This is a genomic window from uncultured Frigoribacterium sp. (assembly GCF_963515265.1).
Classification (GTDB): Bacteria; Actinomycetota; Actinomycetes; order Actinomycetales; family Microbacteriaceae; genus Frigoribacterium.
In genome coordinates this window covers 1-26095 of the sequence record NZ_CAUPYL010000010.1, presented here as the reverse complement: position 1 = coordinate 26095, position 26095 = coordinate 1, and the positions used below count along the sequence as shown (strand labels likewise).

Here is a 26095-nt window from a genome sequence, read left to right as displayed (position 1 = left end):
GCGGGCCGACGCCCGGAGGTCAGGGCCGGCCGCGCAGCACGCCGGCCAGGTGCGCCGTCGCGCGCCGCGCCTCCCTCGTCCAGGGCGCGCCGACGAAGACGTGGAACGCCCCGCGGTAGACGCGCAGCTCGCCACGTCCGTCGACCCGGGCGAGGCGACGGGCCAGCTCCTTCGCGTCGGCGACGAACAGGTCGCGGTCGCCCTGGTAGGTGAAGACGGGCGGGAGCCCCGCCAGGTCGCCGAACAGGGGACTGACCAGCGGGTCGCGCCGGTCGCGGTCGCCGGCCCACCAGGCTCCGGCGGCGACGAGGCCGTCGCGTCCCAGCATGGGGTCGAGGTCGGCGAGCCACGGCACCTCGGGATCGCTCAGGGTCGCGTCGAGCCAGGGCGAGACGAGCAACACCGAGGAGGCGGCGGGCCGGGCCGTGTCGCGGTGCCGCATCGCCTGGGCGAGGGCGAGCGCGCCGCCGGCCGAGTCGCCGCCGAGGTGCACGACGTCGGCTCCCTCGGCACGGAGGCCGTCGTGCACGGCGTCGAGCAGCCGCACCGCGTCGTCGACGTCGTGCTGGGGCGCGAGCCCGTACAGGGGGACTGTGACCGTCACGCCGGAGGCGCGGACCAGCCGGGCGAGCAGGGCCCAGTGGGTGCGCAGCGCCGGGTACACGTAGGCCCCGCCGCACGTCCAGATCAGGTGCGCCCCGGTCGCTCCCCCGCGCGGAGTGATCCGGACGACGCGCTGCCCCTCGACGGTCGTCTCCGTCACGACGGCGACGCGGTGCAGCCCCCGGGGGAACGGCGCCGCCTCCGGGCCGCGCTTCGCCATCTCGCGCCGCACGCTCTCCTCGCTGCGCGTCGTGCGGGGGAACAGGTACAGCAGCGAGCGCGTGGCGGCCATGAGGAACGACATGAGCCGACCCTACGGCTCCCGTCGCGCTCGACGACGGACACGTTGGCAAGAAGAAAGGCCCCGCCGGAGCGGGGCCTTTCTTCTGACACTGTCTCAACCAATGTCTCGATCTCACGATCGGTGTCCGAGGGGGGACTTGAACCCCCACGCCCTATACGGGCACTAGCACCTCAAGCTAGCGCGTCTGCCATTTCCGCCACCCGGACTGGATGGTGCCTGCCGAAGCCGACCACGAAACACTAGCACGGCCGCGGAGGCACTCCTGACCACGGGCAGGAGGCGGTCGCCGGGTACCGTGGACGGCATGACGACGAGCGCATCGCAGCCGGACCACCACGACCTCGACGAGACGGCCGTCATCGCGCGCGACCTGATCCGCTTCGACACCTCCAACTACGGCGGCGGCCGGTCCGAGGGCGAGGCCGACGCCGCCGAGTACGTCGCCGAGGCCCTGCGGGCCCTCGACCTCGAGCCGCAGCTGTTCGAGTCCGAGCCGGGTCGCGTCAGCGTCGTCGCCCGGGTCGAGGGCGCCGACCGCGCCAAGCCCGGCCTCGTCGTGCACGGCCACCTCGACGTCGTGCCCGCCGACCCGGCGAACTGGTCGGTGGACCCGTTCGCGGGCGTGGTGAGGGACGACATGCTCTGGGGCCGCGGCGCCGTGGACATGAAGAACATGGACGCGATGATGCTGACGTCGCTCGGCGACATCATCCGCTCCGGCGAGCGCCCCGCCCGCGACCTCGTCGTCGGCTTCTTCGCCGACGAGGAGGCCGGGGGAGTGCTGGGTTCGCACTTCCTGGTGAAGGAGCACCCCGAGCTCTTCGCGGGGGCCACCGAGGCCATCAGCGAGGTGGGGGGCTACTCGACCTACATCGACGGGCGTCGCTCGTACCTGCTGCAGACGGGCGAGAAGGCGCTGATCTGGATCACCCTCCGCACGCGCGGCACCGCGGGCCACGGCTCCCAGATGATCAAGGCGAACGCGGTGACGCGGCTCGCGGAGGCCGTCGCCGCGCTCGGCCGTCAGGAGTGGCCGATCGCCCTCACCGAGACGACGACGGCGCTGCTCCGCGAGGTCGCGCGCATCCTCGACGTCGACGTCACGCAGACCGCGCCGGACGAGCTCGTGCTGCACACCGGCACGGCGCAGGGCTTCATCCGCGGCTCGCTCCGCACGACGACGAACCCGACGATGCTGACGGCGGGCTACAAGCACAACGTGGTCCCCGACACGGCGGAGGCGCGGGTCGACATCCGCTGCATGCCCGGCCAGGAGGAGGCGGTCCTCGCCCAGGTGCGCGAGCTCGTCGGCGACGACGTCGAGATCGAGACCGTCCACACCGACATCGGGCTCGAGACGCCGTTCTCCGGCGACCTCGTCGAGACGATCACGGCCACCCTGCAGCGGCACGACCCGGGGGCGCCCGTGCTGCCGTACCTGCTGTCGGGCGGCACCGACAACAAGGCGCTGAGCCTGCTGGGGATCGCCGGCTACGGCTTCGCGCCGCTGCGCCTGGGGGAGGACATGGACTTCCCGGCCATGTTCCACGGTGTCGACGAGCGGGTACCGCTCGACGCACTAGCCTTTGGCAGTCGCGTCCTCCGGGACCTCCTGGCGACCTACTGACACCCCCACCAGAAGGGCACCCCGCGTGGAGCATCTCCTCCAGGCACTCCTGCTCGGCCTCGTCCAGGGCCTGACGGAGTTCCTCCCCATCTCGTCGAGCGCGCACCTGCGCCTCGTCGGCCTGTTCTTCTCCGATCCCGACGCAGCCGCCGCCTTCGACCCGGGCGCGACGTTCACCGCCATCACGCAGCTGGGCACCGAGCTGGCCGTCGTCATCTACTTCTGGGGCGACATCAAGCGGATCGTCACGCAGTGGTTCCGAGGGATGACCGGGAAGATCCCCCGCACCGACCCCGACGTCCGGATGGGCTGGCTCGTCATCATCGGCACGGTCCCGATCGTGCTGGTGGGGTACTTCGCGCAGGAGTACATCCGCACCGTCTTCCGGTCGCTCTGGATCGTCGCGATCGTGCTGATCGTCTTCGGCGTCCTGCTCGGCCTCGCCGACCGGCTCGGCAAGAAGACGGCCCGCTTCGACGAGATGACATACGGCCACGGCATCGCCGTCGGCGTCGCCCAGGTGCTCGCGCTCTTCCCCGGCGTCTCCCGCTCGGGCGCGACGACCACTGCCGCGCTGAGCCTCGGCTACACGCGCCCCGCAGCGGCGCGGTTCTCGTTCCTCCTCGCCGTGCCCGCGGTGTTCGGCAGCGGTCTCTTCGAGCTGGTCCAGAGCTTCAGCGAGCCCGGCCCCTACTCGCTCGGCGAGACCCTGGCCGCGACGGTCGTGGCGTTCGTCGTCGGGTTCGTCGTGATCGCCTTCTTCATGAACTACATCTCGAAGCGCAGCTTCCTGCCCTTCGTCGTGTACCGCATCCTGCTCGGCGGCGTCCTGCTGGTCCTGCTCGGCACGGGCGTGGTGGCGGCATGAGGTCCTGGAACGCGCCTGCCGTGCCGAGCCTGCCCGGCGACGGGCCGCTGCCGTCCCTCTGGGACACGGCGACCGCCTCCTTCGTCACGACCCGTCCGGTCGACGGCGCCGCCACGCTGTACGTCTGCGGCATCACGCCCTACGACGCGACGCACCTCGGGCACGCCAGCACGTACCTCGCCTTCGACTCGCTCGTGCGCGTCTGGCGCGACGCGGGCCTCCGGGTGACCTACGCGCAGAACACGACCGACGTCGACGACCCGCTGCTCGAGCGCGCCACGGCGACGGGCGTCGACTGGCGGGCCCTCGCCGCGTCGCAGACCGACCTCTTCCGCTCGGACATGGAGCACCTCGCCGTCGTCCCGCCGGAGCACTACGTCGCGGTGACCGACGTCGTGGGCGACGTGGCGGACGTCGTCGCGGGCCTGATCGACTCGGGCGTCGCCTACCGGGTCGAGACCCCGGGCTCCGAGGCAGGCGACGACGTCTACTTCGACGTCCGGGGCGCCGAGCGCGACACCTCGTGGCACCTCGGCCTGGAGAGCCGCTACGACGCGTCGACCATGGCCCGCTTCTTCGCCGAGCGCGGGGGAGACCCCGACCGCGCCGGAAAGCGCGATCCGCTCGACCCGCTGCTCTGGCGTGCGGCCCGTGCCGACGAGCCGTCCTGGCCGTCGTCGGTGGGCCCTGGCCGGCCCGGCTGGCACATCGAGTGCACCGTCATCGCCGAGCAGCACCTCGGCGCGACGGCGACCGTGGCCGGGGGCGGCAGCGACCTCGTGTTCCCGCACCACGAGATGAGCACCGCCCACGCGACGTCGATCACCGGCGAGCCGTCGGCCCGCCAGTGGGCCCACAGCGGGATGGTCGCCTACCAGGGCGAGAAGATGAGCAAGTCGCTCGGCAACCTCGTCAAGGTGAGCGAGCTCGTCTCCGCAGGCCGGGACGCCCGTGCCGTCCGCCTCGCGATCACCGCGCACCACTGGCGGTCCGACTGGGAGTGGCTCGACGACGACCTCGCCGACGCCGAGTCGCGTCTCGAGCGCTGGACTGCCTGGGCGCACGGCGTCGGCCCGCAGGAGGCGGGGGCAGAGACGACCCCGCTGCTCGCGCTCCTGCGCACCGCCCTCGCCGACGACCTCGACACGCCCCGCGCGATCCGGGCCGTGGACGACCACGTCGCAGCCGGTCGACCCGCGACGGCCGTCGACGTCGACGCGGTGGCCGCCCTGCTGGGGATCGACCTCCGACGCTGAGCCGTGCGGACTCCGTCGCCGTCGGCGTGGTCCTTGTCGTCACTGACGGAACCTCACGACACACGGTCCCTGACATACTGAACGGGATGTCTGCCCCCGACTGCCCCGCCGACGGGGACGAGACCGTCTGGCGACGTGGTGTCCTGACCCGCCGCCAGGCCAGGGGCGACGTCTGGCTCGCGGCCGGCCTGCTCGGCCTCGGCCTCGTCACCCTCTGGCTCGCCTCGCTCGCCGTCGAGGGCTCGGAGCTCGAGGCCGCCGCGCCGCCCGAGGCGATCGGCTGGCTCCTCGCCCTGTGCGCCCCGACGGCCCTCCGACGACGCGCACCGGTGGCCGTCATGGTGGTCGTGAGCGCGGTCTTCATCCTCAGCCAGCTGCGTGGGTACCCCGACTCGACGACCCCCTCGATCGTCGAGTTCCTCGTCATCTACACGGCCAACGCCTGGGCGCGGTCGCGGCGGGCCGCCCTGGTCGGCAGCGCGGTCGTCACGGCCGCCATGCTCGTCTGGCTCGGCGTCGCCGTGCTCGGCCCGCTCCAGCAGGGCGGCCCGATGCTCAGCTCCACCGTCGCTGCCGTCGTCTACTCGTTCGTCCTCAACCTGCTGTTCTTCGTCGCGGCCGTCTGGTTCGGCCGGTCGTCCCGGGTCTCCGCCGCCCGCCGCCGCGCCCTCGAGCGCGCCGGGGTCGATCTTCGTGCCGCCCAGGAGCTCGTGGCCGACCGCGCGATCGGCGAGGAGCGCGCACGCATCGCCCGCGAGCTGCACGACGTCGTCGCGCACCACGTCGCCGTGATCGCCATCCAGGCAGGTGCGGCGCGACGCACGCTCCACCAGCCCGAGATCGCGAGCGGCGCGCTCGGCGCCGTCGAGTCCACGGCGCGCACCGCCATCGACGAGCTGGAGCGGATGCTCACCGTGCTGCGCGCCCAGGACGACGCCCCGCACGACGGCCCGACCGGGCTCGCCGCCCTCCCGCAGCTCGTGGCCGACACCCGCCGGCTCGGCCTCGACGTCCGGTTCAGCACCCACGGCGAGCGCTTCGACGTGCCCGACAGCGTCGGCGTCACCCTGTTCCGGGTCGTCCAGGAGGCGCTGACCAACACCCTGAAGCACGCCTCGGCCGGCGTCGCCGACGTCCGCCTGCGATACCGCGACCGCGCCGTCGAGGTCGAGGTGACCGACGACGGAGTGGGCGGAGGCGCCTCCTCGTCGACGCAGCAGCACGGCTCGGCCGGTTCGGGCCTCGGTCAGCGCGGGATGCGCGAGCGGGTCGACCTGCACGGCGGCGAGCTGCACGTCGGCCCGCACGCCAAGGGCGGCTACCGGGTGCGGGCCGTGCTGCCCGCCGTCCGCACGGCGACCGTCGCCGCCCCCGAGGACCCCGCCCGGCCCCGCACTCGAGAGGCACCCGCACGATGACCGTCGACGCCCGTGCCCCCCTCGCTGCCGACGCCGGCCCCGACGCCACGCGCCCGGTCAGGGTCCTCCTCGCCGACGACCAGGACCTCGTCCGCGCCGGCTTCCGGATCATCCTCGAGACCGCTCCCGACGTCGTCGTCGTGGGCGAGGCCCGGGACGGCCTCGAGGCCGTGGCGCTGGCCGCCTCGACGTCTCCGGACGTGATCGTGATGGACGTCGAGATGCCCGGCATCGACGGCCTGGAGGCCACGCGTCGCCTCCTCGAGGCCGCGGCGCCCGGCGGCCCGGCCGTGCTGGTGCTCACGACCTTCGGGCGCGGCGAGTACCTGTTCCGTGCGCTCCGTGCCGGGGCCAGCGGCTTCCTGCTCAAGACGTCCAGCCCGGAGGAGCTGATCGAGGCGATCGCCGTCGTGCACCGCGGCGACGCGCTGCTCGCCCCCGAGCTGACCCGTCGGGTCGTCGCGGCCGCCATCGCCGAGGCCGTCGTGCCCGCGATCGTTCCGAGCCCCCGGCTCGCCGCGCTCACCGACCGCGAGCGCGAGGTGCTCGACCGCATGGCCACGGGCTGCTCGAACGCCGAGATCGCGCGTGACCTGTTCCTCGGCGAGGCCACCGTCAAGACGCACGTGTCGAACGTGCTCACGAAGCTCGGACTGCGCGACCGCACGGCCGCCGTCGTCTTCGCCTACGAGAACGGGGTCGTCGTCCCCGGCGACGGGCCCCGCTAGGGCGACGACTCCGCCGCCACCTGCAGCAGGCCCGGGTCAGGGGCCGGGGTCAGGGGGCAGGCGGCAGGCGCGGGTCGTCCGGGCCCTTGCCGTCGTTCCGACGCAGGTAGCGCTCGAACTCCTCCGCGATCGCCTCGCCGCTCGCCTCGGGCGAGTCGACCGTGTCGCGCGCCTGCTCGAGCTGCTCGATGTAGCCGGCCATGTCGTCGTCGTCGGAGGCGAGCGCGTCGATGCCCTGCTCCCACGCGGCGGACTCGGCCTCGAGGTCGCCCCGGGGGATGCTGACGCCCGCGACCTCGTCGAGCTTCTCGATCAGCGCGAGGGTCGCCTTGGGGGAGGGCGAGGCGTGCACGTAGTGCGGCACCTGCGCCCAGATCGACAGGGTCGGGACACCCGCGGACTCCACCGCGTCGCCGAGCACGGACAGGATGCCGACGGGGCCCTCGTAGGTGCTGCGCTCCAGGCTCAGCTCGCCCCGCACCTCCTCGTTGTCGCTGCTGACGAAGACCGAGATGGGCCGTGTGTGCGGCACGTCGGCGAGCATCGCGCCGAGGAACACGACGGCCGAGACGTCGTGCACGTCGATCAGGTCGACCACCTCGGCCGCGAAGCCGCGCCAGCTGCGCGAGGGCTCGGCGCCGAGCAGGACGAAGACGTCCGGGGCGTCGCCCGCGGGGCCGCCGGCCGGCGTCGAGGCCGCCGCGGGGGAGGCGTGCAGCTGGATCCGGGGCCACACCAGCGCGCGGACCCCGTCGTCGTCGTACCCGACCTGGGGGCGGTTGAACTGGTAGTCGATGTAGCGCTCTCCGTCGAGCTCGGCGACCGGCTCGAGCGCGAGGGTGTCGACGATGCTGCGGGCGACCCCGCTGGCCGCCTCGCCGGCGTCGTTCCAGCCCTCGAACGCCACGACCAGGAGGCGGCCCGTCGCGAACGACGGCGTGCCGCTCACCGCCGACCCCTCGGTCGTCGTCTCGTCGGGCACTGCGTCTTCACCGGGCACGGGATCCTCACCGGCCGGGCACGGTCCCCGGCGTCTAGCCCTCCACGATAGCCGCCCGGCACCGTCGAGGAGGCGGCAGCGCGGCGGCCCTGACCGCTCCCGTAGACTCGTGCCCCGTGACCGACTCCCTGCCTGCCGCCGTCCTCTGGGACATGGACGGAACCCTCGTCGACACCGAGCCCTACTGGTTCGACTCCCAGGTCGACCTAGTCGCCTCCTTCGGGGGCACCTGGACCAAGGCCGAGGGCGACACGCTGATCGGCTCGGGCCTCTGGCACTCGGCCGCCGTCCTGCAGCGGCACGGCGTCGACCTGCCCGCGGACGAGATCATCGACCGGCTGACCACCGACGTGCTGACGCGCTGCGCCGAGCACGTGCCGTGGCGCCCGGGAGCCCGCGAGCTCCTCGCCGAGCTGCGGGCCGCCGGCGTCCCGACGGCGCTCGTCACGATGTCGATCCGTCGGATGGCCCAGTTCATGGTCGACGCCATCGGTGACGACTCGTTCGACGCCGTCGTCGCCGGCGACGAGGTCGAGCACAGCAAGCCGCACCCCGAGGCGTACCTGCGCGGTGCCGAGCTGCTCGGCGTGGACGTCGCCGACTGCGTCGCCATCGAGGACAGCGTCCCGGGCCTCACCTCGGCGATGGCCGCCGGCGCCGTCGCGCTGGGCGTCGAGCACGCGGCGCCGCTCGCCGACGACTCCGGCTACGTCCGCCGCGACACGCTCGTCGGCGTCGGCCTGGCCGACCTGCGCGAGATGCACGCCGCGGGCCGACGCTCCCGCGACGCGCGCACCTCCGACTCCTGACCCCCCGGCGCCGCGTGCGCCGCCCCTCCCGCACCGCGGCCCCGATCCGGGCCCGACAGAGAGCAGCACCCACCATGAGCGCCACCCGCCGACAGTCCGGCCCGTTCCTCGAGGGCGACAAGGTCCAGCTCACCGGCCCCAAGGGCAAGATGAACACCGTAGTGCTGACCCCCGGCGCCGTGTTCCACACGCACCGGGGGATGATCGCCCACGACGACCTCGTCGGCCTCCCCGACGGATCGGTCGTCGCGAGCACGACCGGAGACGAGTACCTCGCCCTCCGCCCCCTGCTGAGCGACTTCGTCATGTCCATGCCCCGCGGCGCGGCCATCGTCTACCCGAAGGACGCCGCCCAGATCGTCGCCTTCGCCGACATCTTCCCCGGCGCCACGGTCGTCGAGGCCGGCGTCGGGTCGGGCGCCCTGTCGCTGTGGCTGCTCCGCGCGATCGGTCCGGAGGGGCGCCTCGCGTCGTTCGAGCGCCGCCAGGAGTTCGCCGACGTCGCCCAGGGCAACGTCGTGAGCTTCTTCGGCGCCGAGCCGCAGAACTGGACGGTGACCGTCGGCGACCTCGTCGAGGAGCTCGCCGCCGTCGTCCCCGACGGCACCGCGGACCGGGTCGTCCTCGACATGCTGGCCCCGTGGGAGTGCGTCGACGAGACGGCCGCCGCCCTCACGCCCGGCGGGCTCGTGATCTGCTACGTCGCCACGGCGACCCAGCTCTCGCGCGTCGCCGAGGCCCTCCGCGCCTCCGGCCAGTTCACCGAGCCCGACGCCTCAGAGACGCTCGTCCGGGGCTGGCACGTCGAGGGCCTGGCAGTCCGCCCGGACCACCGCATGATCGGGCACACGGGCTTCCTGATCACCGCCCGTCGCCTCGCACCGGGTGCGGTGCTGCCCCAGCTCAAGCGCCGCCCGTCGAAGTCCGACTACTCGGACGAGGACGTCGAGCTGTGGACCCCCGGCGCGCTCGGCGAGCGGTCGGCGAGCGACAAGAAGCTCCGCAAGACCGCGAGGCAGGCGCGCTCGGCGGCCGACAGCGCCGTCGCCGCGACCGACAGCCTCGCCGAGGCCGACGGCGACGGCCGGGCCGACGCGCCGCACTAAGCTGTCCTCCGCATCACCAGCGACCCGCCAGTCGCGGCCCCCGGCCGCAGCCCAGGAAAGAGCCTCCGTGCGCAAGATCCCCGCCCTCGTCGTGACCGTCGGCCTGCTGGCCTCGCTGACCGCGTGCGCGACGACCCCCGCGCCGGGCTCCGCCGGGTGCCCTCCCACGGGCGACGCCGCCTCGGTCGTCACCGCAACCGGCGCCTTCGGCGAGAAGCCCGACGCCCAGGTGCCGAGCCCGATCGTCACGACCGAGACACAGGTCTCGACCCTGATCGAGGGCACCGGCGACCGCATCCTCGACGGCACCCCGGTCATCATCGACTACACCCTCTACGACGGCACCACCGGCGCCGAGGTCGAGGACTCGGGCTACGACGGCAGCCTCAACGCGCCCATCACCGTCGGCGGCACCGCCCTGGCTCCGCTCGCCTCCGCGCTCGAGTGCTCACGGGTGGGCTCTCGCGTCGCCGTCGCCATCAAGGCCTCCGAGCTGTCGGCGTCGGTCAACGGCGGCGCCGGGGCCACCGACGACGCCCCCGACGCGGCGTACGTCGCGATCGTCGACATCCGCCAGTCCTTCCTCGCCAAGGCGAACGGCCGACCCGTGCTCGGCGCTCAGGGCATGCCCGCCGTGGTCCGCGCCCCGGACGGCGCCCCCGGCGTGACGGTCCCCGCGTCGGCGGCCCCGACATCGCCCGAGTCGCACCTCGTGCTCGACGGCTCCGGCCGCGAGCTCGCCGCGGACGACACCGCCGTCGTGCAGTTCACCGCCGTGACGTGGGCCTCGCCGTCGACCGTCGCGACCTCGTCGTGGACCGACGGAGGGTCGGCCACGTCGCTGCCGCTCGCGGACGAGCAGATCCCCGCCCCGATCCGCGACGCGCTCGTGGGCACGCCGATCGGCTCGCAGGTCATGGTCGTCGTGCCGGCCGACGAGACGGCCGGCGTCCCCCAGCCGCTCGTCTACGTCTTCGACGTCCTGGGCGCCCTCTGACCCGCCGTCCCGTGTGGCCCCGCCGCCCCGTCCTCGGGGCCGCGGGGCTCGCGGGCGTGTCCTAGGATCGACCCGTGGCAGCCGTCCGCGCTCCGCGCATCCCCGTCGAGGAACGCCTCTTCAGCCTCGTCCTCGCCCTCCTCGCGACCGATGCGGGCCTGACGAAGACCGAGGTGCTCTCCACCGTCCAGGGCTACCGCCAGAAGTACGTCGCCGGCGGCGACAACGCGGCCCTCGAGCGGCAGTTCGAGCGCGACAAGGACGACATCCGCGAGCTCGGGGTGCCCCTCGAGACCGTCGACGACCCTGCCGCGGCCGGTGACAACCACCTCCTGCGCTACCGCATCCTCCGCGGCGACTACGAGCTCCCCGTCGACATCTCCTTCTCGCCGGAGGAGACGGCGCTCCTCACGCTCGCGGGCATGGTGTGGCGCGAGGGCACCCTCTCGGCCGAGTCCCGCCGCGCGCTGCTCAAGCTGCGGTCCCTGGGAGGCGCGACGAGCGTCCCCGAGCTCGCCTACGCTCCGCGGGTCCGCAGTCGCGACGCCGCCTTCGAGCCGCTGCGCACCGCCCTGGACCGCGGCGTCGTCGTGCGCTTCGACTACCTCAAGCCGGGGGAGGCTGCGCCCCGTCGTCGAGAGGTGGCGCCCTTCGCGCTGGTCCAGCACCAGGGCCGGTGGATGGTGTCCGTCGTCGAGCCCGACACGTCGTCCCGCAAGAACTTCCTGCTGTCGCGCATCGTGGGCCCGGTGACCGTCACGACGAAGGCGTTCGCGCGTCCCGCCGACGCCACCGCCGACTCCGCGCTGGAGGGCCTCGACCGGTTGTGGGAGCAGAACACGGCCGCCGTCCGGGCCGCTCCGCACTCGGACGCTCGCACGCGTCTCGGCGCACGACGCGGCACCGTGCAGGGCGACGACGACGTGCTGCTGGTTCACTACAGCGACCGCCAGGTCCTGGCCGAGGAACTGACGTCGTTCGGGCCCGAGGTCGTCGTGCTCTCGCCCGACGACCTGCGCGACCTGGTGGCGTCGCGCCTCCGCGACCTCGCTGCGGACCACGCGGTCGACGCCGCCCCGGGCCGCGCCTCCCCGGGCTCCGGTGCCGCCACGAGCGAGGGAGCAGCCTCGTGACCGACCGCCGTCCCGCCCTGCACGCGACCGACAAGCTCGCGTTCCTGCTCTCGCTCGTGCCCTGGCTGATCGACCACGAGCGCGTCAGCGTGGCCGAGGCCGCCGCGCACTTCGGTGTGGGCGTGACCGACATCCGGCGTGCCGTCGAGCTCATCGCCGTCTCGGGCATCCCGGGAGACACCGCCCAGTACCAGCACGCCGACCTCTTCGACATCGCGTGGGACGACTTCGAGCAGAACGACGTCATCGTCCTGACCAACCTCGTGGCCATCGACGACACGCCCCGTTTCTCTGCCCGCGAGGCAGCCGCGCTGATCGCCGGCCTCCAGTACCTGTCGTCGCTCCCCGAGAACGCGGATCGCGGGGCCGTCGCCTCTCTGATGTCGAAGCTGTCGCGCGGCGCCTCGGGCGAGCCGAGCCAGGTGGCCGTGGCGCAGGAGGGCACGAACGAGGTGCTCGCCCTCGTCCGCGACGCCGTCGAGCGCGGGGTGCAGCTCGAGTTCGACTACGCCGGCGTCCGAGGGCAGGTCGAACGGCGCCGTGTCGACCCCCTCCGGGTGGAGTCGCTCGACGCCGACTGGTACCTGCGCGGCTGGGACCACCTGAGGGAGGCGCTCCGGACGTTCCGTCTGGACCGCATCGCGTCGCCTGCCCTCACCGACGCGCGCATCACGCACCGCGCCTCCGACCTGTCGCTGCCCGACTCCCTCTTCGAGGGCTCGCCGGACGACCTCGACGTCGTCGTCGAGATCGACGCGGCAGCGGCGCCGCTCCTGGACGACTACCGCCCCTCCGACGTCGAGGACGCGGGGGAGGGGCGCACCCGCCTCACCCTCCGGGTCGGCCACGTGGGCACCGTCGCCCGTCTCGTCAGCGGGCTCCCCGGCCGCGCTCGCGTCGTCGCGCCCGACGAGGCCCGTCTCGCCGTCGCGAGCTGGGCCGCCGAGGCCGCCGCCCGGTACGACGCCTGAGTCGCCCGGCCGCCGGGCCGGTCGGGTCGCTCGACGTGGGCCCGACGACCAGGTCCCGTCACAGGCTGCGGGTTACACTGGGGACTCCCCTTCCCGCTAGGAGACACCCCTCATGCTCGGAAACCTCACCGGCTGGCACCTGATCATCATCCTGGCGATCATCCTGCTGCTGTTCGGCGCCCCCAAGCTGCCCGCCCTCGCGAAGAGCATCGCCCAGTCGATGCGCATCTTCAAGAACGAGATCGGCGACGACAAGAAGAGCGGCGACGACGACGTCACCCGCCACGCGGCGACCGACAGCACCCTGCGCCGTGACGCCGACGTCCCGACCGTCCGCCCCACCAGCGGCGACGATCACCTGAAGAACTGACGCGTGGCCACGACGACGACTCGTGGCACCGACGAGGGCGACCAGGCACCCCGGGGCTCGCGGAAGCGCTCGGCCGACGGGCGGATGTCCCTGGGCGCGCACCTCGTCGAGCTGCGCAAGCGCCTTTTCCGCTCCGCGCTGGCACTGATCCTCGCGAGCGTCGCGGGCTGGTTCGTCTCCCAGTACGTCCTCGACTTCCTGCGGCAGCCGGTCCTCGTGCTGGCGGGGGGCAACGCGAGCGAAGCGGTCCTCAACTACGCCCAGATCACGAGCAGCTTCGACCTGCGGATGCAGATCGCCGTCACCGTCGGCGTCATCCTCAGCAGCCCCGTCTGGCTCTACCAGGTCTGGGCCTTCATCGTCCCTGCTCTCGTGCGCCGCGAGAAGCTCTACGCGGTCGGGTTCATCGGCTCGGCCATCCCGCTCTTCCTGCTCGGCTGCCTCAGCGGCGTCTACGTCCTGCCGAACATCGTGCGGGTGCTCACGGGCTTCGTCTCCGAGCAGGACGCTGCGATCATCGACGCGAAGCAGTACTTCGACTTCGTCCTCAAGCTCGTCCTCGCCTGCGGCATCGCCTTCGTCCTGCCGGTCTTCCTCGTGCTCCTCAACTTCGTCGGCGTCATCAGCGCCGGGGCCATCATCAAGGGCTGGCGCGTCGCCATCCTGCTGATCGCCGTCTTCACCGCCATCGCGACGCCCGCGGCCGACGTCTTCTCGATGTTCCTGCTGGCGGTCCCGATGGTGTTCCTCTACTTCGTCGCCGCCGGCGTCGCCTGGATCCACGACCGCGGCGTCGCCAGGCGCGCCGCGGCACTCGACGCCGAACTCGCCGGAGGGTGACCCCATGACCAGCAGCGACCTCAGCCCGGCCGCCCGCTTCGCCGCCTCGAAGAACCGCGTCCGCACCCCGCAGCTTCAGTCGTTCCGGTCGCGGCTCGGCTTCTCGCTCGACCCGTTCCAGGAGGCGGCCTGCGCCTCCGTCGAGGAGGGCTCGAGCGTCCTCGTCGCCGCGCCCACCGGCGCCGGCAAGACCCTGGTCGCCGAGTTCGCCATCCACCTCGCGATGCAGCACCCCCGCGACAAGGTCTTCTACACCGCGCCGATGAAGGCGCTGAGCAACCAGAAGTTCCAGGAGCTGGTGGCCGAGTACGGTGCGTCCGAGGTCGGCCTCCTCACGGGCGACACCAACGTCAACTCCCGCGCCCGCATCGTCGTGATGACGACCGAGGTGCTCCGCAACATGATCTACGCGGGCTCCGAGATGCTCGACGACCTCCGCTACGTCGTGCTCGACGAGGTGCACTTCCTGGCCGACCGCTTCCGCGGCGCCGTGTGGGAGGAAGTGATCATCCACCTCCCGCTCGACGTGCGCCTCATCTCGCTCAGCGCCACCGTGTCGAACGCCGAGGAGTTCGGCGACTGGCTGCAGACCGTGCGCGGCGGCACCGACGTGATCGTCTCCGAGGACCGACCGGTGCCCCTCGACCAGCACGTCCTCGTCGGCGGCAAGTTCCTCGACCTGTTCGACTCGAGCGGGCAGGCGGCGACCAACCGCGTCAACCCCGAGCTGCTGCGGGCCACGTCGCTGTCGAGACGAGGAGGCGGCAGCCGGCGCGAGCGCGGCGGTCGCGACGGCTTCTCGGGTCGCGGCCCGCGCGGACACGTCGTGCCGCCGACGCAGCACGCCCAGGGGCGCCTCGACCGCTGGAAGATCGTCGAGATGCTCGACGACCAGAACCTGCTCCCGGCCATCTTCTTCGTCTTCAGCCGCGTCGGCTGCGACCAGGCCGTCAAGCAGGTGCTGCGGTCGGGCATCCGTCTCACCACGGCCGACCAGCGCCAGGAGATCCGCGAGATCGTCGAGGCCCGGTGCCGCACGCTCCGTGACGAGGACCTCGCCGTGCTCGGCTACTGGCAGTGGCTCGACGGCCTCGAGCGCGGGGTCGCCGCGCACCACGCCGGCCTGCTGCCCGCCTTCAAGGAGGTGGTCGAAGAACTGTTCCAGAAGAAGCTCGTCAAGGTCGTCTTCGCCACCGAGACCCTGGCTCTCGGCATCAACATGCCCGCGCGCACGGTCGTGCTCGAGAAGCTCGAGAAGTTCAACGGCGAGGCCCGCGTGCCGATCACGCCGGGCGAGTACACCCAGCTGACCGGCCGCGCCGGCCGACGGGGGATCGACGTCGAGGGCCACTCCCTCATCCAGTGGCAGCAGGGCCTCGACCCGCAGGCGGTCGCGAGCCTCGCCTCCCGGCGCACCTACCCGATGAACTCCAGCTTCCGCCCGACCTACAACATGGCGGTCAACCTGATCGAGCAGTTCGGCCGGTCGCGCACCCGTGAGGTGCTCGAGACGTCGTTCGCGCAGTTCCAGGCCGACCGCGCCGTCGTCGACCTCGCCCGCAAGGTCCGCACGCAGCAGGAGAGCCTCGACGGCTACGCCCGCAGCATGCAGTGCCACCTCGGCGACTTCGGCGAGTACACCACCATCCGCCGCGAGCTCGGCGACCTCGAGAAGCAGGGCGCGGCGCGAGCCGACGCGCAGTCGCGGGCCGAGCACGACAAGCGCCAGCGGCACCTCGCCGACCTGCGCCGTCGCCTCCGCCAGCACCCCTGCCACGCCTGCCCCGAGCGCGAGCAGCACGCCCGCTGGTCGGAGCGCTGGTGGAAGCTCAAGAAGCAGACCGACCAGCTGTCCGCCCAGATCCGGGGGCGCACCGGCGCCGTCGCCAAGGTCTTCGACCGGGTCACCGACGTGCTGCTCGACCGTGGCTACCTCGAGCCCGCGTCGCCGCGCTCGTCGACGTCCGGCGCGGCCGCACCCGGCTCGTCGAGGCGTGGAGGCGACCGCACGGCCGAGGTCGCGGTCACGTCGACCGGGCGCACCCTCCGCCGCATCTACGGCGACCGTGACCTGCTCGTCGCCGAGAGCCTGCGGCTCGGGCTCTGGGACGCGCTCGACGTGCCCTCGATGGCGGCCATGGCCGCCACCCTCGTCTACGAGCCCCGCCGCGACGAGGGCCAGCTCAGCGAGCGGTTCCTGCCGCGCGGCGCGTACCGCGAGGCGCTCGACGAGACGCAGAAGCTCTGGGCCGAGCTCGACGACCTCGAGCAGGAACACCGTCTGCCCGGCAGCAACCCGCCGGCTCCTGGCTTGGCGCTGGCCATGCACCGGTGGGCCAGGGGAGCGGACCTCGACTCCGTCCTCGAGGACGCCGAGCTCGCCGCGGGCGACTTCGTCCGCTGGACGAAGCAGACCATCGACCTGCTCGACCAGCTGTCCGTCGTGGCCGACCTGCCGGTCGGGCCGATCGCCCGCCGGGCGCTCGACGCCGTCCGGCGCGGCATCGTCTCCTACTCGGCGGTGTGAGGCGGGGCTCGACGGTCCGAGCCGGCTCTGCAGCGTCGCCCGAGACCCGCAGGAGGTGCGCCCCGCCTCCCAGCCTCGCCCCCGTAGGATCGCACGGTGCCCCTCCGCGTGACCGACTTCCGCCTGCCGCTCTGGGTGGCCGTCCTCGTGGCGGCCGGGGCCGGGGTCGTCCTCGACGCGGGCTTCCCCGACGGTGACGTGTGGCCCCTCGCCTTCGTCGGGATCGCCCTCGTGCTGGTGTGCCTGCGCGGTCGGCGGGCCGGGGGAGCGTTCCTCGTGGGCCTCGTCGCCGGCCTCTCGTTCTACCTCGTCCACATCTTCTGGGCGACCCTCTACCTCGGGCTGCTGCCGTGGGCCGCGCTCTCGACCCTCGAGGCCCTCTTCTTCGGCGGCGGGGCCGTGCTCATCGCCCTCGCCTACCGCTGGGTGCCCCGCATCTGGCCCGGACTCATAGGCCAGGCCGTCGTCGTCCCGGTCGTCGTCGCCGGCCTCTGGACCCTCCGCGAGTTCGTCGCGGGCAACTGGCCCTACGGCGGGTTCGCGTGGGGCCGCATGGCGCTCAGCCAGTCGCAGAGCCCGTTCGCCGGGCTCGTGGCGTGGGTGGGCATCTCGGGGCTGAGCTTCCTCATGGTCGCCCTCGTGGCGGCCCTGATCCAGCTCGCCCTCATGGTCACGCTGCCGCGCGCGACCCGGCTGCTGGCAGGCGCGATCGCCGTCGTCGCCGTGCTCGCGGTCCCCGCCTGGCCCACGTCGTCGAGCGGCACCGCCCGCATCGCCGGCGTGCAGGGCAACGGTCCGGCCGGCTACTTCGACGAGCGGGAGCAGGGCGACCTGCTCAACTCCCAGGTGCTCGCGATGAGCGGCCTCCAGCCCGGCGACGACCTCGACCTCGTCGTCTGGCCCGAGGGCGGCAGCGACCGCGACCCCACCCGCGACGCCTACGGCCGCTACGTCTTCGACGCCATCACGACGGGCTACGACGCGCCCCTGCTGTCGGGCGTCATCACGCAGAGCGACGACGGCGACACCGTCTGGAACTCCTCGATCCTCTGGGACGACGGCGAGGTGCGGGGGCAGTACGACAAGAAGCACCCGATCCCGTTCGGCGAGTACGTGCCCGACCGCTCCTTCTGGCGGCCCTTCGCACCCGACCTGATCGACCTCATCGCGCGCGACTACACGCCCGGCACGCGACCGGAGGCGATGACGATCGGCGACTTCACCGCCGGCATCTCGATCTGCTTCGACATCGTCGACGACCAGCTCGTCACGAACATGATGCGCGACGGCGCCCAGGTGATCATCGCGCAGACCAACAACGCCGACTTCGGCGACACCGACGAGAACGCCCAGCAGCTGGCGATCGCCCGGCTGCGGGCCATCGAGACGGCGCGCCCGGTCGTCAACGTGTCGACCATCGCCTCCAGCCGGGTCATCGACGCGCGGGGAGACATCGTCGCCGGCGTCCAGGACTTCACGGCCGGCACCATGGTGCACACGGTCGACCTCGGCACCGGGACGACGCCCGCGGTCGTCGACAGCCGGGCGATCGAGCTCTTCGTCTCGTTCCTCGGGCTCGCCCTGCTGGTCCTCTCGCGGGTGCTGATCGGCGGCCGCCGGAGCCGGCGCCGGCGCCTCCTCACCTCGGCTCCGTGGGCCGAGCTCACCACGCCGCGGCTGGCCGCCGAGAAGCCCGTGGCACTCGAGGACGAACTCGACGACCCCGGCCAGTTCGACTCGGTGCGGCGCGGCCGCCGCCGCTGACGAAACCACGGGACGCACGTCGTCACGGCCGGCAGGCCGTCACGGCAGGCAGGCAGGTCGTCACGGCAGGCAGGCAGGTCGTCACGGCAGGCAGGCAGGCCGTCACGGCGGGCCCCGGGACGCACATCGGCCCCGGCGTCGTGACGACGACCGGGGCCGATGGTGGGGGAGCGCGTCGGGAGCTCAGGCTCCGATGGCCTGCTTGCCGCGACGCGCGCGGAGGAACGTCAGACGCTCCTCGAGGAGCTCCTCGAGCTCCTCACGGCTGCGACGCTCCAACAGCATGTCCCAGTGGCTCCTGGGAACCTTGACGTCTCCGGCCTCGATCTCGACGGGCTTGCCGTCCGCGGCGAGCAGACGACCCTCCCGGCCGCTCTTGGGCGACTGCCAGATATCGGGGATCTCCGCGTCTGCCGCGAAGACCATGTCGAACTCCGTGCCGTCAGCCGTCTGGTAGACGGCACGCTTCCGGGGTGAGAACTCCACGCCCTCTTCGCTCTGCAGGCTCTGACTGCCGAGCCGCATGCCACGCAAACTGCGATCTGCCATTGTGTGGTCTCCTCTCGCGTTGCAATCTCCCGTTGTAACGTCAGGTCGGGTCCGCCTGTTTCATCCGAGACGGATTCACAGTCCGCTCACAGTGCCCTGGCAGTGGCCGCCCGCACCTCGGCGAGGGCGAGATCGGCCCGGTCGGACACGAGTCCGTGCACACCTAGGGCGAGCAGACGTCGCATGGCGACGGGGTCGTTGACGGTCCACACGTGGGTCTCGACGCCGATCGCCTCGAGGTCGCGGACCCGGCGACGGGTGACGACGCGGAGCGGTCCCTGGCGCTCGGGCACCTGGACGGCCCCGCAGCCGCGCAGCGCACGGGCCATCAGCCGACGCCGAAGCGACGTCACGGGCACGGCGCCGAGGGCGACCACGGCGACCACGCCCCAGGACGACGCCGACGTGGCGACGCCGGGGAGCCCGGCCAGCACCCGCCGTCGGATGCGCTGGTCGAACGAGGTGAGCAGCACGCGGTGCTCGGCCCGCGCCCGACGCACCGCGTCGATGGTCGGGCCCACGGCCTCGGCGACCTTCACGTCGACGTTGAAGCGGGTCTCGGGGAACGCGTCCAGCGCCTCCTCGAGGGTCGGCATCTCGTAGCCGCCCTCGAGCCGGACCAGCCGGACCTCGGCCAGGGTGAGGTCGCGCACCGACACGTCACGGCCCGCGACCCGCGAGAGGTCAGGGTCATGGCTCACGACGGCGACGCCGTCGCGCGTCGCGTGCACGTCGGTCTCGACGTAGAGCACCCCCGCCACGATCGCCTGCAGGAACGACGCCGTCGTGTTCTCGGGCACGTCTAGTGCCAGGCCTCGATGCGCCAGCACCCGCGGCGTCGGCGCGTCGAACCAGTCGGAGGCTCGGGCCGGCTCCACTAGGGAGCGGCCGGGGGAGCCGTGGGCGGCACGTCCGTGCTGCCGTCCGAGGCACCCGTCATGTCCGAGGCACCCGTCGTGTCCGAGGCGCCCGTCGCCCCGTCGGATCCCGGCAGGTCGCCCGAGCCGGGGCGGGTGACGGTCGGGAAGCCCAGGTCGGGCTCGCTGCCGAGGTCGACGGTGGTCGCGAGGTCGGGCGTCTGCTCGGTCTCGGACACCTTCGTCGTGCCGCGGTCGACCCAGCCGGGCGCCGACGGGTCCTTCGGGGCGAAGAAGCCCGAGCCGATGCCCTTGAGCGCCTCGGTCAGCTCGCTCGGGATGATCCAGAGCTTGTTCGCCGAGCCCTCGGCGAGCTTCGGCAGCGTCTGGAGGTACTGGTAGGCGAGCAGCTTCGGGTCGGGGTCGCCGAGGTGGATGGCGTTGAAGACGGTGTCGATGGCCTCGGCCTCGCCCTGCGCCCGAAGCACCTGTGCCCGGGCCTCGCCCTCGGCGCGGAGGATGGCGGACTGGCGCGAGCCCTCGGCCTCGAGGATCTGCGACTGCTTCGTGCCCTCGGCGGTGAGGATGGCGGCGCGGCGGTTGCGCTCGGCGCGCATCTGCTGCTCCATCGAGTCCTGGATGGACAGGGGCGGGTCGATCGCCTTGAGCTCGACGCGTCCGACGCGGATGCCCCACTTGCCGGTGGCCTCGTCGAGGACGATGCGGAGCTGGCCGTTGATGTTGTCCCGGCTCGTGAGGGCCTCCTCGAGGTTGAGACCGCCGACGACGTTGCGGAGGGTCGTCGTGGTCAGCTGCTCGACGGCACCGAGGTAGTTGGCGATCTCGTAGGTCGCCGCCCGGGCGTCCGTCACCTGGAAGTACACGACCGTGTCGATGGAGACGACCAGGTTGTCCTCGGTGATGACAGGCTGCGGCGGGAACGAGACGACCTGCTCGCGCATGTCGATCAGCGGCCGGACCCGGTCGATGAAGGGGACGAGCAGGTTCAGCCCCGGCATGAGGGTCTTGTGGTACTTGCCGAGGCGCTCGACGACGCCGGCGCTGGCCTGCGGGATGATCCGCACGGCTCGGAACAGCACGACGAGCACGAAGACGACGACGATCGCGACGACGACGACGGTCACGATGGTGGTGGGGTCCATGGTCAGTCCCTTCAGGCGGGGACGACCAGGGCGGTCGACCCCTCGATGGCGGTGACGACGACCGGCGCGCCGGTGTCGAGGACGATGCCGGCCGAGGCCGGGGGAGGAGGGAGGAGGCGGGCCGTCCAGGTCTCGCCGTTGGCGAGCTTCACCTGGCCGCCGTCGACGCCGATGGGGACGACGACGGTGCCGCGGATCCCCATGAGCGCCGCCAGGTTGCTCGGCGTCGGGTCTCCGCCCTTGCCGAGCGCTCGGAGCAGGGGAGGCCGGACGGTGAAGAGCAACAGGACGGCGATCAGCCCGGCGACGAGGATCTGCAGCCACCAGGGCGCACCGAACAGACCGGCCAGCAGGCCGCCCGCACTGCCGATCGCCAGCATGAGGAAGGTCAGCTCGAGGGTCGTGACCTCGACCACGACGAACACGAGGAGCAGCCCGATCCAGATCAGCCACGCCCACTGGGTCACGACGTCCACGTCAGCCTCCTTCGCCTCGCGTGCGGTCGACTCGCTGTGTCGCCGACGCACCGTGTCCTCGACGGTATCAGGGGCGACCGACAGCCGGACGGGGACCGATAGTCTCGAGACGGTCCGTCGCGACCCGCCGTACGCCCCCACGACAGTCTGGAGCCCACCGTGTCCAACCCCCTCGCCGCAGGATCCCTCACCGGCAAGCGCGCCCTCGTCACCGGCTCGTCCCGGGGCATCGGCGCCGACACGGTCGGCTACCTCGCTGAGGCCGGCGCCCGCGTGGTCGTCAACTACCGCAACAAGGAGAAGCGCGCGCTCCAGCTCGTCGGCAAGATCGAGGCCGCGGGCGGCGAGGCGATCGCCGTCGGCGCCGACCTCACCGACGCCGAGAGCCTGGACGCCATGTTCGCGCAGGTCCGCGACGCGTTCGGCGGCCTCGACGTCCTCGTCATGAACGCCTCCGGCGGCATGGAGACGGGCATGGCCGAGGACTACGCGCTCAAGCTCAACCGCGACGCGCAGGTCGCCCTGCTCACGGCGGCCCTGCCGCTGATGGCGCCCGGCTCGCGCGTCGTCTTCGTCACGAGCCACCAGGCGCACTTCATCCGCACGACCGAGACGATGCCCGAGTACCTGCCCGTCGCCCTCAGCAAGCGCGCGGGGGAGGACGCCCTGCGCGAGATGCTGCCGCAGCTCGAGGCCGCCGGCGTCGAGTTCGTCGTCGTCTCGGGCGACATGATCGAGGGCACGATCACCGCGACGCTGCTCGAGCGCTCGAACCCGGGCGCGATCTCGTCGCGGAAGGAGAGCGCCGGCAAGCTGTACAACGTCGCCGAGTTCGCCGCCGAGGTGGCCTCGGCGGCGGTCGACCCGATCCCCGCCGACCACACGCGCTACGTGGGCGACACGAGCGACTTCGCCCCGCTGGTCTGAGACGGGGCACCTCGTGACCGAGCGCGTCGTCCGTCCGACCTCCCGCCTCCTCGTCCTCGACGAGGCGGACCGGATCTTGCTCATGATGACCAGGGCGCCCGACACGAGCGGCACCGCCCGCTGGGTGACGCCGGGCGGGGGAGTCGACCCGGGCGAGGACCACGTCGCCGCGGCGATCCGGGAGCTCCGTGAAGAGACCGGTCAGGTCGTCACCGATCCTGGTCCGGTCGTCCGGGTCGACGACTTCGAGGTCGAGTGGGACGACGCCGACCACACCCACGGCCATGCCGAGTGGTTCGTCGTGCGCCTGCCGCACTTCGAGGTGGCCGACGACGGGTGGACCGACGACGAGCGCGTCGACATCACCGAGTCGCGGTGGTGGACGCTCGACGAGCTCGAGTCCACCGCCGAGCCGGTCGAGCCGGCCGACCTGACGTCCCTGCTCCGCGACGTGCTCGCACGAGGCTGAGACGCCTCCGCTCGGACCCCGGCATGTACGCTGATAATGCACATTATGTCAGCTTGACGATCCGTACCCCTCCTCCCTGCTGCCCGACAGCCTCCCGGTGTTCAGTCGCCCCATGCCCGACGACGAGACCCCCGACGCCGCCCACCTCCGACCCGACGGCGTCGACGACGCGACGATCGCCGCCCTCGGCAAGCTCTCCGAGGCGCTCGAGGTCGTGGAGCACGCCCGAGGCCTGCTCTACGGCTTCCACCGGCTCACCGGCAAGGCAGACCTGGCGCTCGGGGAGGCGGTCGACCTGCTCCGCGAGGCCGGCCACGACGAGCACGCCGACGCCCTCGAGCGCGACCTGGTCGGGCGCAACGTCGTCGAGGGCCGCTGGACGTTCCAGATCGTCGAGGACTACGACGACACCTACTGGTCCGAGTTCCGGCGCAGCGAGAAGACCGTGCGCGACGCCCTCGCGGGCGGCAGACGGCACGTCTTCGAGTCCGAGATGAAGGAGGAGCGGCGCAGCCCCGGTCGGCGACACCACGAGGCGCGCCCCGCCGAGCAGCACGGCTCCCCCGGCGACGACTCCCGCTGACCGCACTGAGGCTCCTGGGAACTGCCCCCGGCGGGCCGAGGCCCGACCGGCCACCTGCCAGGATGGCGAGATGACCCCGCCACCCGTCGACCGGCCCCGCATCGAGGCGGCCGTCACCGAGATCCTCGCGGCGATCGGCGAGGACGACACGCGCGAAGGCCTCCGCGCGACGCCCCGACGCGTCGCCGAGGCGTACGCCGAGTTCTTCGCCGGCCTCGAGGTCGACGCCGCCGAGCTCGTCCGCTCGTCGGCCGTCGCCTCCGATCCCGAGAAGCTCGGCGAGCTGGTGGTGGTCCGCGGCATGGCGCTCCGGTCCGTCTGCGAGCACCACCTCCTGCCCTTCGTGGGCCAGGCGCACGTGGCCTACGTGCCGGGCGACCGGATCGTCGGCCTCGGCACCGTGCCTCGCGTCGTGGACGCCCTGGCCTCGCGGCCCCAGCTGCAGGAGCGCCTCGGCGAGGAGATCGCCGATGCCTTCGTCGCGGGCCTCTCCCCCGCCGGCGTCCTCGTCGTCCTCGACGCCGTGCACGGCTGCGTCACGACGCGCGGCCCGCGGCAGGTCGGCAGCTCGACGGTCACCGTCGCGAGCCGCGGAGCCCTCGCCGAGCCCTCTGCCCGGGCCGAGGCGATCGCCCTCATCACGGCGGGTGACGACCGTGCCTGAGACCTCGCTCCCGGTCTTCGTCGCTCCCCCGCTGCGCCTGCCGGTGCGCACGATCGGACGCCGTACCTTCGACTTCTCCCGCCAGGTGGCCGTGATGGCCGTCGTCAACCGCACCCCCGACTCCTTCTTCGACCAGGGCCGCACCTTCGCCCTCGACGCGGCCGTGCAGGCGGCCGTCGACGCCGCCGAGGCCGGGGCCGACTGGGTCGACATCGGGGGCGTCCCCTTCGCGCCGGGCCCCGAGCTCTCGGCGGCCGACGAGCTCGACCGGGTGCTGCCGGTCGTCAAGGCCCTCGCCGCCGTGTCCGACGTCGTCATCTCGGTCGACACGTTCCGGCCGGAGGTCGCCGCCGCGGTGATCGAGGCCGGCGCCGGGGTCGTCAACGACACCACCGGCCTGCACGACCCGCGACTCGCCGACGTCGTGGCCGACAGCGGTGCGACCCTGGTCGTCACGCACAGCCTCGCCGCCCCGCGGCGACCGCACCCGCGGCCGCACTACGACGACGTCGCCCGTGAGGTCACCGACCTGCTCGCGCGCCGCGTCGACGTCGCCCTCGCCCACGGCGTCCGGGAGGACCAGATCATCGTCGACCCCGGCCACGACCTCAACAAGACGACCGTGCACACCCTCGAGCTGACCCGCCGTCTCGGCGAGGTGGCCGCGCTCGGGCACCCCGTGCTCGCGGCCGTCTCGAACAAGGACTTCGTCGGCGAGTCACTCGACCGCGCCAAGCCCGACCGCCTCGCCGGCTCCCTGGCGGCCGCTGTCGCCAGCGTTTTCCTCGGCGCCCGCATCGTGCGGATGCACGACGCCCGCGCCTCCGTCGACGCCGCCCGCATGGTCGAGGCGATCCTCGGCTGGCGACGACCCGTGCACGCCGTGCACAACGTCTCGTGACCGGCTCGGACGGCTCGCGTCTCGTCCGCGTGGTCCCCGGCGGCCCCGAGGAGGCGCCCCTCACCGACGTGGACCTGCTGGCGACGCTCTCCCCCCGCGACCGCAGCCGCCCGTGCCTCCGCGTCAACTTCGTGACGACCCTCGACGGCGCCTCCACCTCGGACGGCGTGTCCGGCTCGCTCGGCGGGCCGGCCGACGGCCGGGTCTTCGACCTCCTGAGGCGCGTCGCCGACGTCGTCGTGGTCGGCGCCGGAACCGTCCGCGACGAGGGCTACGGCGCGATGCGGCTGAGCGAGGACGCGGCGACCTGGCGTGAGCAGGCCGGTCTCGCTCCGCAGCCGGTCTTCGCCCTCGTCTCGGGATCGCTCCGGCTCGACCCCGAGTCGACGGTCTTCACGGAGGCGCCGGTGCGGCCGCTCGTCCTGACCACCGACCGGGCCGACCCCGGAGCACGTCGCGCGCTCGAGCGCGTCGCGGACGTCGTGGCCTGCGGCGACGAGCGGGTCGACCCGCACCTCCTGCGCGACGCCCTGGTCGAGCGCGGACTGCCCCAGATGCACTGCGAGGGCGGCCCTCGTCTCTTCGGCGACCTGGTGCGGGCCGACGCCGTCGACGAGCTGTTCCTCACCCTCGCGCCGCTGCTCGAGGGCGGCCACGGCCTGCGAGTCAGCCAGGGTGCCGACGGCGACGACTCGAGCCCGCTGCGGCGCATGCGGCTCGCCCACGTGCTGCGCGACGGCGACGAGCTGCTCACCTGGTACGTGCGCGACCGGGCGCAGACCGCCTGACACGAGCAGGGGAACGGCACCGAGATCGGCTCCGCTCCCCCGCCCGACGTGCGTCGCGCCTTCTCGCGTCAGCCCTGTGGGGCCGCCACGCCCTCGCCGAACCCGCCCTCGATCAGCTCGACGAGGTCGTCGACCGCCTGCTGGGCGTCCGGCCCGGTGGCCATCAGCGACACGGTCGACCCGATGCCGAGCCCCAGGCCCATGATGCGGAGCAGGCTCTTCGCGTCGACGCCGTTCACCGTGACGTCGGCCTGGAACCGGGAGGCACGGGTCACCAGCTCCGCGGCCGGTCGGGCGTGCAGGCCCGACGCGTTCACGAGCACGGCGGAGCGCTCGACCGCGTCGCCGCCGCGCAGCTCGCGCTCGTCGGCGTGGGGGTCCGCGACGCCCGTCGCGC

27 protein-coding genes and 1 tRNA gene are annotated in these 26095 nt (G+C 72.9%); 20 read left to right on the top strand and 8 right to left on the bottom strand.

The window, feature by feature from the left end; all coding sequences use genetic code 11:
- Positions 1-19 precede the first annotated feature (19 nt).
- Both RWM17_RS02460 and RWM17_RS02455 read right to left on the bottom strand, forming a co-directional pair.
- Entirely contained in the window at positions 20-907 is an 888-nt protein-coding gene (locus RWM17_RS02460; protein ID WP_314101022.1) for an alpha/beta hydrolase fold domain-containing protein, read from the bottom strand.
- Positions 908-1028: 121 nt separating this feature from the next.
- Positions 1029-1113 (bottom strand) — tRNA-Leu (locus RWM17_RS02455).
- 98 nt (positions 1114-1211) lie between these two features.
- Here RWM17_RS02455 and RWM17_RS02450 point away from each other — a divergent pair.
- The 5 genes from RWM17_RS02450 (at position 1212) to RWM17_RS02430 (ending at position 6804) form a co-directional block, all read left to right on the top strand.
- On the top strand, positions 1212-2534 hold the full coding sequence (locus RWM17_RS02450) for a M20/M25/M40 family metallo-hydrolase (RefSeq protein WP_314101021.1): 1323 nt from the start codon (positions 1212-1214) through the stop codon (positions 2532-2534).
- Between the two features lie 25 nt (positions 2535-2559).
- On the top strand, positions 2560-3402 hold the full coding sequence (locus RWM17_RS02445; RefSeq protein ID WP_314101019.1) for an undecaprenyl-diphosphate phosphatase: 843 nt from the start codon (positions 2560-2562) through the stop codon (positions 3400-3402).
- Entirely contained in the window at positions 3399-4658 is a 1260-nt protein-coding gene (gene mshC, locus RWM17_RS02440; RefSeq protein ID WP_314101017.1) for a cysteine--1-D-myo-inosityl 2-amino-2-deoxy-alpha-D-glucopyranoside ligase, read from the top strand. The genes RWM17_RS02445 and mshC overlap by 4 nt, the downstream gene beginning before the upstream one ends.
- Before the next feature lie 86 nt (positions 4659-4744).
- Complete coding sequence (locus RWM17_RS02435; protein WP_314101015.1) at positions 4745-6076, top strand: sensor histidine kinase; 1332 nt, start codon at positions 4745-4747, stop codon at positions 6074-6076.
- Positions 6073-6804 carry a response regulator transcription factor gene (locus RWM17_RS02430; protein ID WP_314101013.1) on the top strand — a complete coding sequence of 244 codons (732 nt, stop codon included), beginning with the start codon at positions 6073-6075 and terminating at the stop codon, positions 6802-6804. The genes RWM17_RS02435 and RWM17_RS02430 overlap by 4 nt, the downstream gene beginning before the upstream one ends.
- Before the next feature lie 49 nt (positions 6805-6853).
- Here RWM17_RS02430 and RWM17_RS02425 read toward each other — a convergent pair whose 3' ends face one another.
- Positions 6854-7753 (bottom strand): PAC2 family protein, encoded by a 900-nt coding sequence (locus RWM17_RS02425; protein WP_314101049.1) that lies wholly within the window; start codon positions 7751-7753, stop codon positions 6854-6856.
- 167 nt (positions 7754-7920) lie between these two features.
- Between RWM17_RS02425 and RWM17_RS02420 the strand changes: the two genes are divergently transcribed.
- The 9 genes from RWM17_RS02420 (at position 7921) to lnt (ending at position 18321) form a co-directional block, all read left to right on the top strand.
- On the top strand, positions 7921-8613 hold the full coding sequence (locus RWM17_RS02420; protein ID WP_314101011.1) for an HAD family phosphatase: 693 nt from the start codon (positions 7921-7923) through the stop codon (positions 8611-8613).
- 74 nt (positions 8614-8687) lie between these two features.
- Complete coding sequence (locus tag RWM17_RS02415) at positions 8688-9719, top strand: tRNA (adenine-N1)-methyltransferase (protein ID WP_314101009.1); 1032 nt, start codon at positions 8688-8690, stop codon at positions 9717-9719.
- A 67-nt stretch (positions 9720-9786) separates the two neighbouring features.
- Positions 9787-10716 (top strand): hypothetical protein, encoded by a 930-nt coding sequence (locus RWM17_RS02410; RefSeq protein WP_314101007.1) that lies wholly within the window; start codon positions 9787-9789, stop codon positions 10714-10716.
- A 74-nt stretch (positions 10717-10790) separates the two neighbouring features.
- On the top strand, positions 10791-11849 hold the full coding sequence (locus RWM17_RS02405; protein ID WP_314101005.1) for a WYL domain-containing protein: 1059 nt from the start codon (positions 10791-10793) through the stop codon (positions 11847-11849).
- Complete coding sequence (locus RWM17_RS02400; RefSeq protein ID WP_314101003.1) at positions 11846-12820, top strand: WYL domain-containing protein; 975 nt, start codon at positions 11846-11848, stop codon at positions 12818-12820. The genes RWM17_RS02405 and RWM17_RS02400 overlap by 4 nt, the downstream gene beginning before the upstream one ends.
- A 112-nt stretch (positions 12821-12932) precedes the next feature.
- Positions 12933-13190 carry a twin-arginine translocase TatA/TatE family subunit gene (gene tatA / locus RWM17_RS02395; RefSeq protein ID WP_314101001.1) on the top strand — a complete coding sequence of 86 codons (258 nt, stop codon included), beginning with the start codon at positions 12933-12935 and terminating at the stop codon, positions 13188-13190.
- Between the two features lie 3 nt (positions 13191-13193).
- Positions 13194-14030 (top strand): twin-arginine translocase subunit TatC, encoded by an 837-nt coding sequence (gene tatC / locus RWM17_RS02390; protein WP_314100999.1) that lies wholly within the window; start codon positions 13194-13196, stop codon positions 14028-14030.
- A gap of 4 nt (positions 14031-14034) precedes the next feature.
- A complete protein-coding gene (locus tag RWM17_RS02385; protein WP_123545628.1) occupies positions 14035-16557 on the top strand; it encodes an RNA helicase in 2523 nt (840 codons plus the stop codon).
- 96 nt (positions 16558-16653) lie between these two features.
- Positions 16654-18321: an apolipoprotein N-acyltransferase gene (gene lnt / locus RWM17_RS02380; protein ID WP_314100998.1), complete on the top strand. Its 1668-nt coding sequence runs from the start codon at positions 16654-16656 to the stop codon at positions 18319-18321.
- 183 nt (positions 18322-18504) lie between these two features.
- On the opposite strand, the gene RWM17_RS02375 is transcribed toward lnt, so the two are convergent.
- The 4 genes from RWM17_RS02375 to RWM17_RS02360 form a co-directional block, all read right to left on the bottom strand.
- Complete coding sequence (locus RWM17_RS02375) at positions 18505-18870, bottom strand: RNA polymerase-binding protein RbpA (RefSeq protein WP_314100996.1); 366 nt, start codon at positions 18868-18870, stop codon at positions 18505-18507.
- Positions 18871-18956: 86 nt separating this feature from the next.
- Complete coding sequence (locus tag RWM17_RS02370) at positions 18957-19700, bottom strand: glycerophosphodiester phosphodiesterase family protein (protein ID WP_314100995.1); 744 nt, start codon at positions 19698-19700, stop codon at positions 18957-18959.
- 47 nt (positions 19701-19747) lie between these two features.
- The gene (locus RWM17_RS02365; protein WP_314100993.1) at positions 19748-20890 is read right to left on the bottom strand and encodes an SPFH domain-containing protein; all 1143 of its coding nucleotides are present in this window, start codon (positions 20888-20890) and stop codon (positions 19748-19750) included.
- An 11-nt stretch (positions 20891-20901) separates the two neighbouring features.
- Positions 20902-21366, bottom strand: a complete 465-nt coding sequence (locus RWM17_RS02360) for an NfeD family protein (RefSeq protein ID WP_133737457.1) — start codon at positions 21364-21366, stop codon at positions 20902-20904.
- A gap of 159 nt (positions 21367-21525) precedes the next feature.
- On the opposite strand from RWM17_RS02360, the gene RWM17_RS02355 reads away from it, so the two are divergent.
- The 6 genes from RWM17_RS02355 (at position 21526) to RWM17_RS02330 (ending at position 25698) form a co-directional block, all read left to right on the top strand.
- Positions 21526-22293 (top strand): SDR family oxidoreductase, encoded by a 768-nt coding sequence (locus RWM17_RS02355; RefSeq protein WP_314100989.1) that lies wholly within the window; start codon positions 21526-21528, stop codon positions 22291-22293.
- Between the two features lie 13 nt (positions 22294-22306).
- Positions 22307-22762: an NUDIX domain-containing protein gene (locus RWM17_RS02350; protein WP_314100987.1), complete on the top strand. Its 456-nt coding sequence runs from the start codon at positions 22307-22309 to the stop codon at positions 22760-22762.
- A 112-nt stretch (positions 22763-22874) separates the two neighbouring features.
- The gene (locus RWM17_RS02345) at positions 22875-23345 is read left to right on the top strand and encodes a hypothetical protein (protein ID WP_123545621.1); all 471 of its coding nucleotides are present in this window, start codon (positions 22875-22877) and stop codon (positions 23343-23345) included.
- A gap of 70 nt (positions 23346-23415) precedes the next feature.
- Positions 23416-24009, top strand: a complete 594-nt coding sequence (gene folE / locus RWM17_RS02340; RefSeq protein ID WP_314100984.1) for a GTP cyclohydrolase I — start codon at positions 23416-23418, stop codon at positions 24007-24009.
- A complete protein-coding gene (gene folP, locus RWM17_RS02335; protein ID WP_314100983.1) occupies positions 24002-24910 on the top strand; it encodes a dihydropteroate synthase in 909 nt (302 codons plus the stop codon). The genes folE and folP overlap by 8 nt, the downstream gene beginning before the upstream one ends.
- Positions 24907-25698, top strand: coding sequence for a pyrimidine reductase family protein (locus tag RWM17_RS02330; RefSeq protein WP_314100981.1), 792 nt, complete (start codon positions 24907-24909; stop codon positions 25696-25698). Before folP ends, RWM17_RS02330 begins: the two co-directional genes overlap by 4 nt.
- Positions 25699-25766: 68 nt before the next feature.
- Here RWM17_RS02330 and RWM17_RS02325 read toward each other — a convergent pair.
- The coding region (locus RWM17_RS02325; RefSeq protein ID WP_314100980.1) for an HPr family phosphocarrier protein at positions 25767-26095 on the bottom strand (329 nt) is incomplete at its 5' end.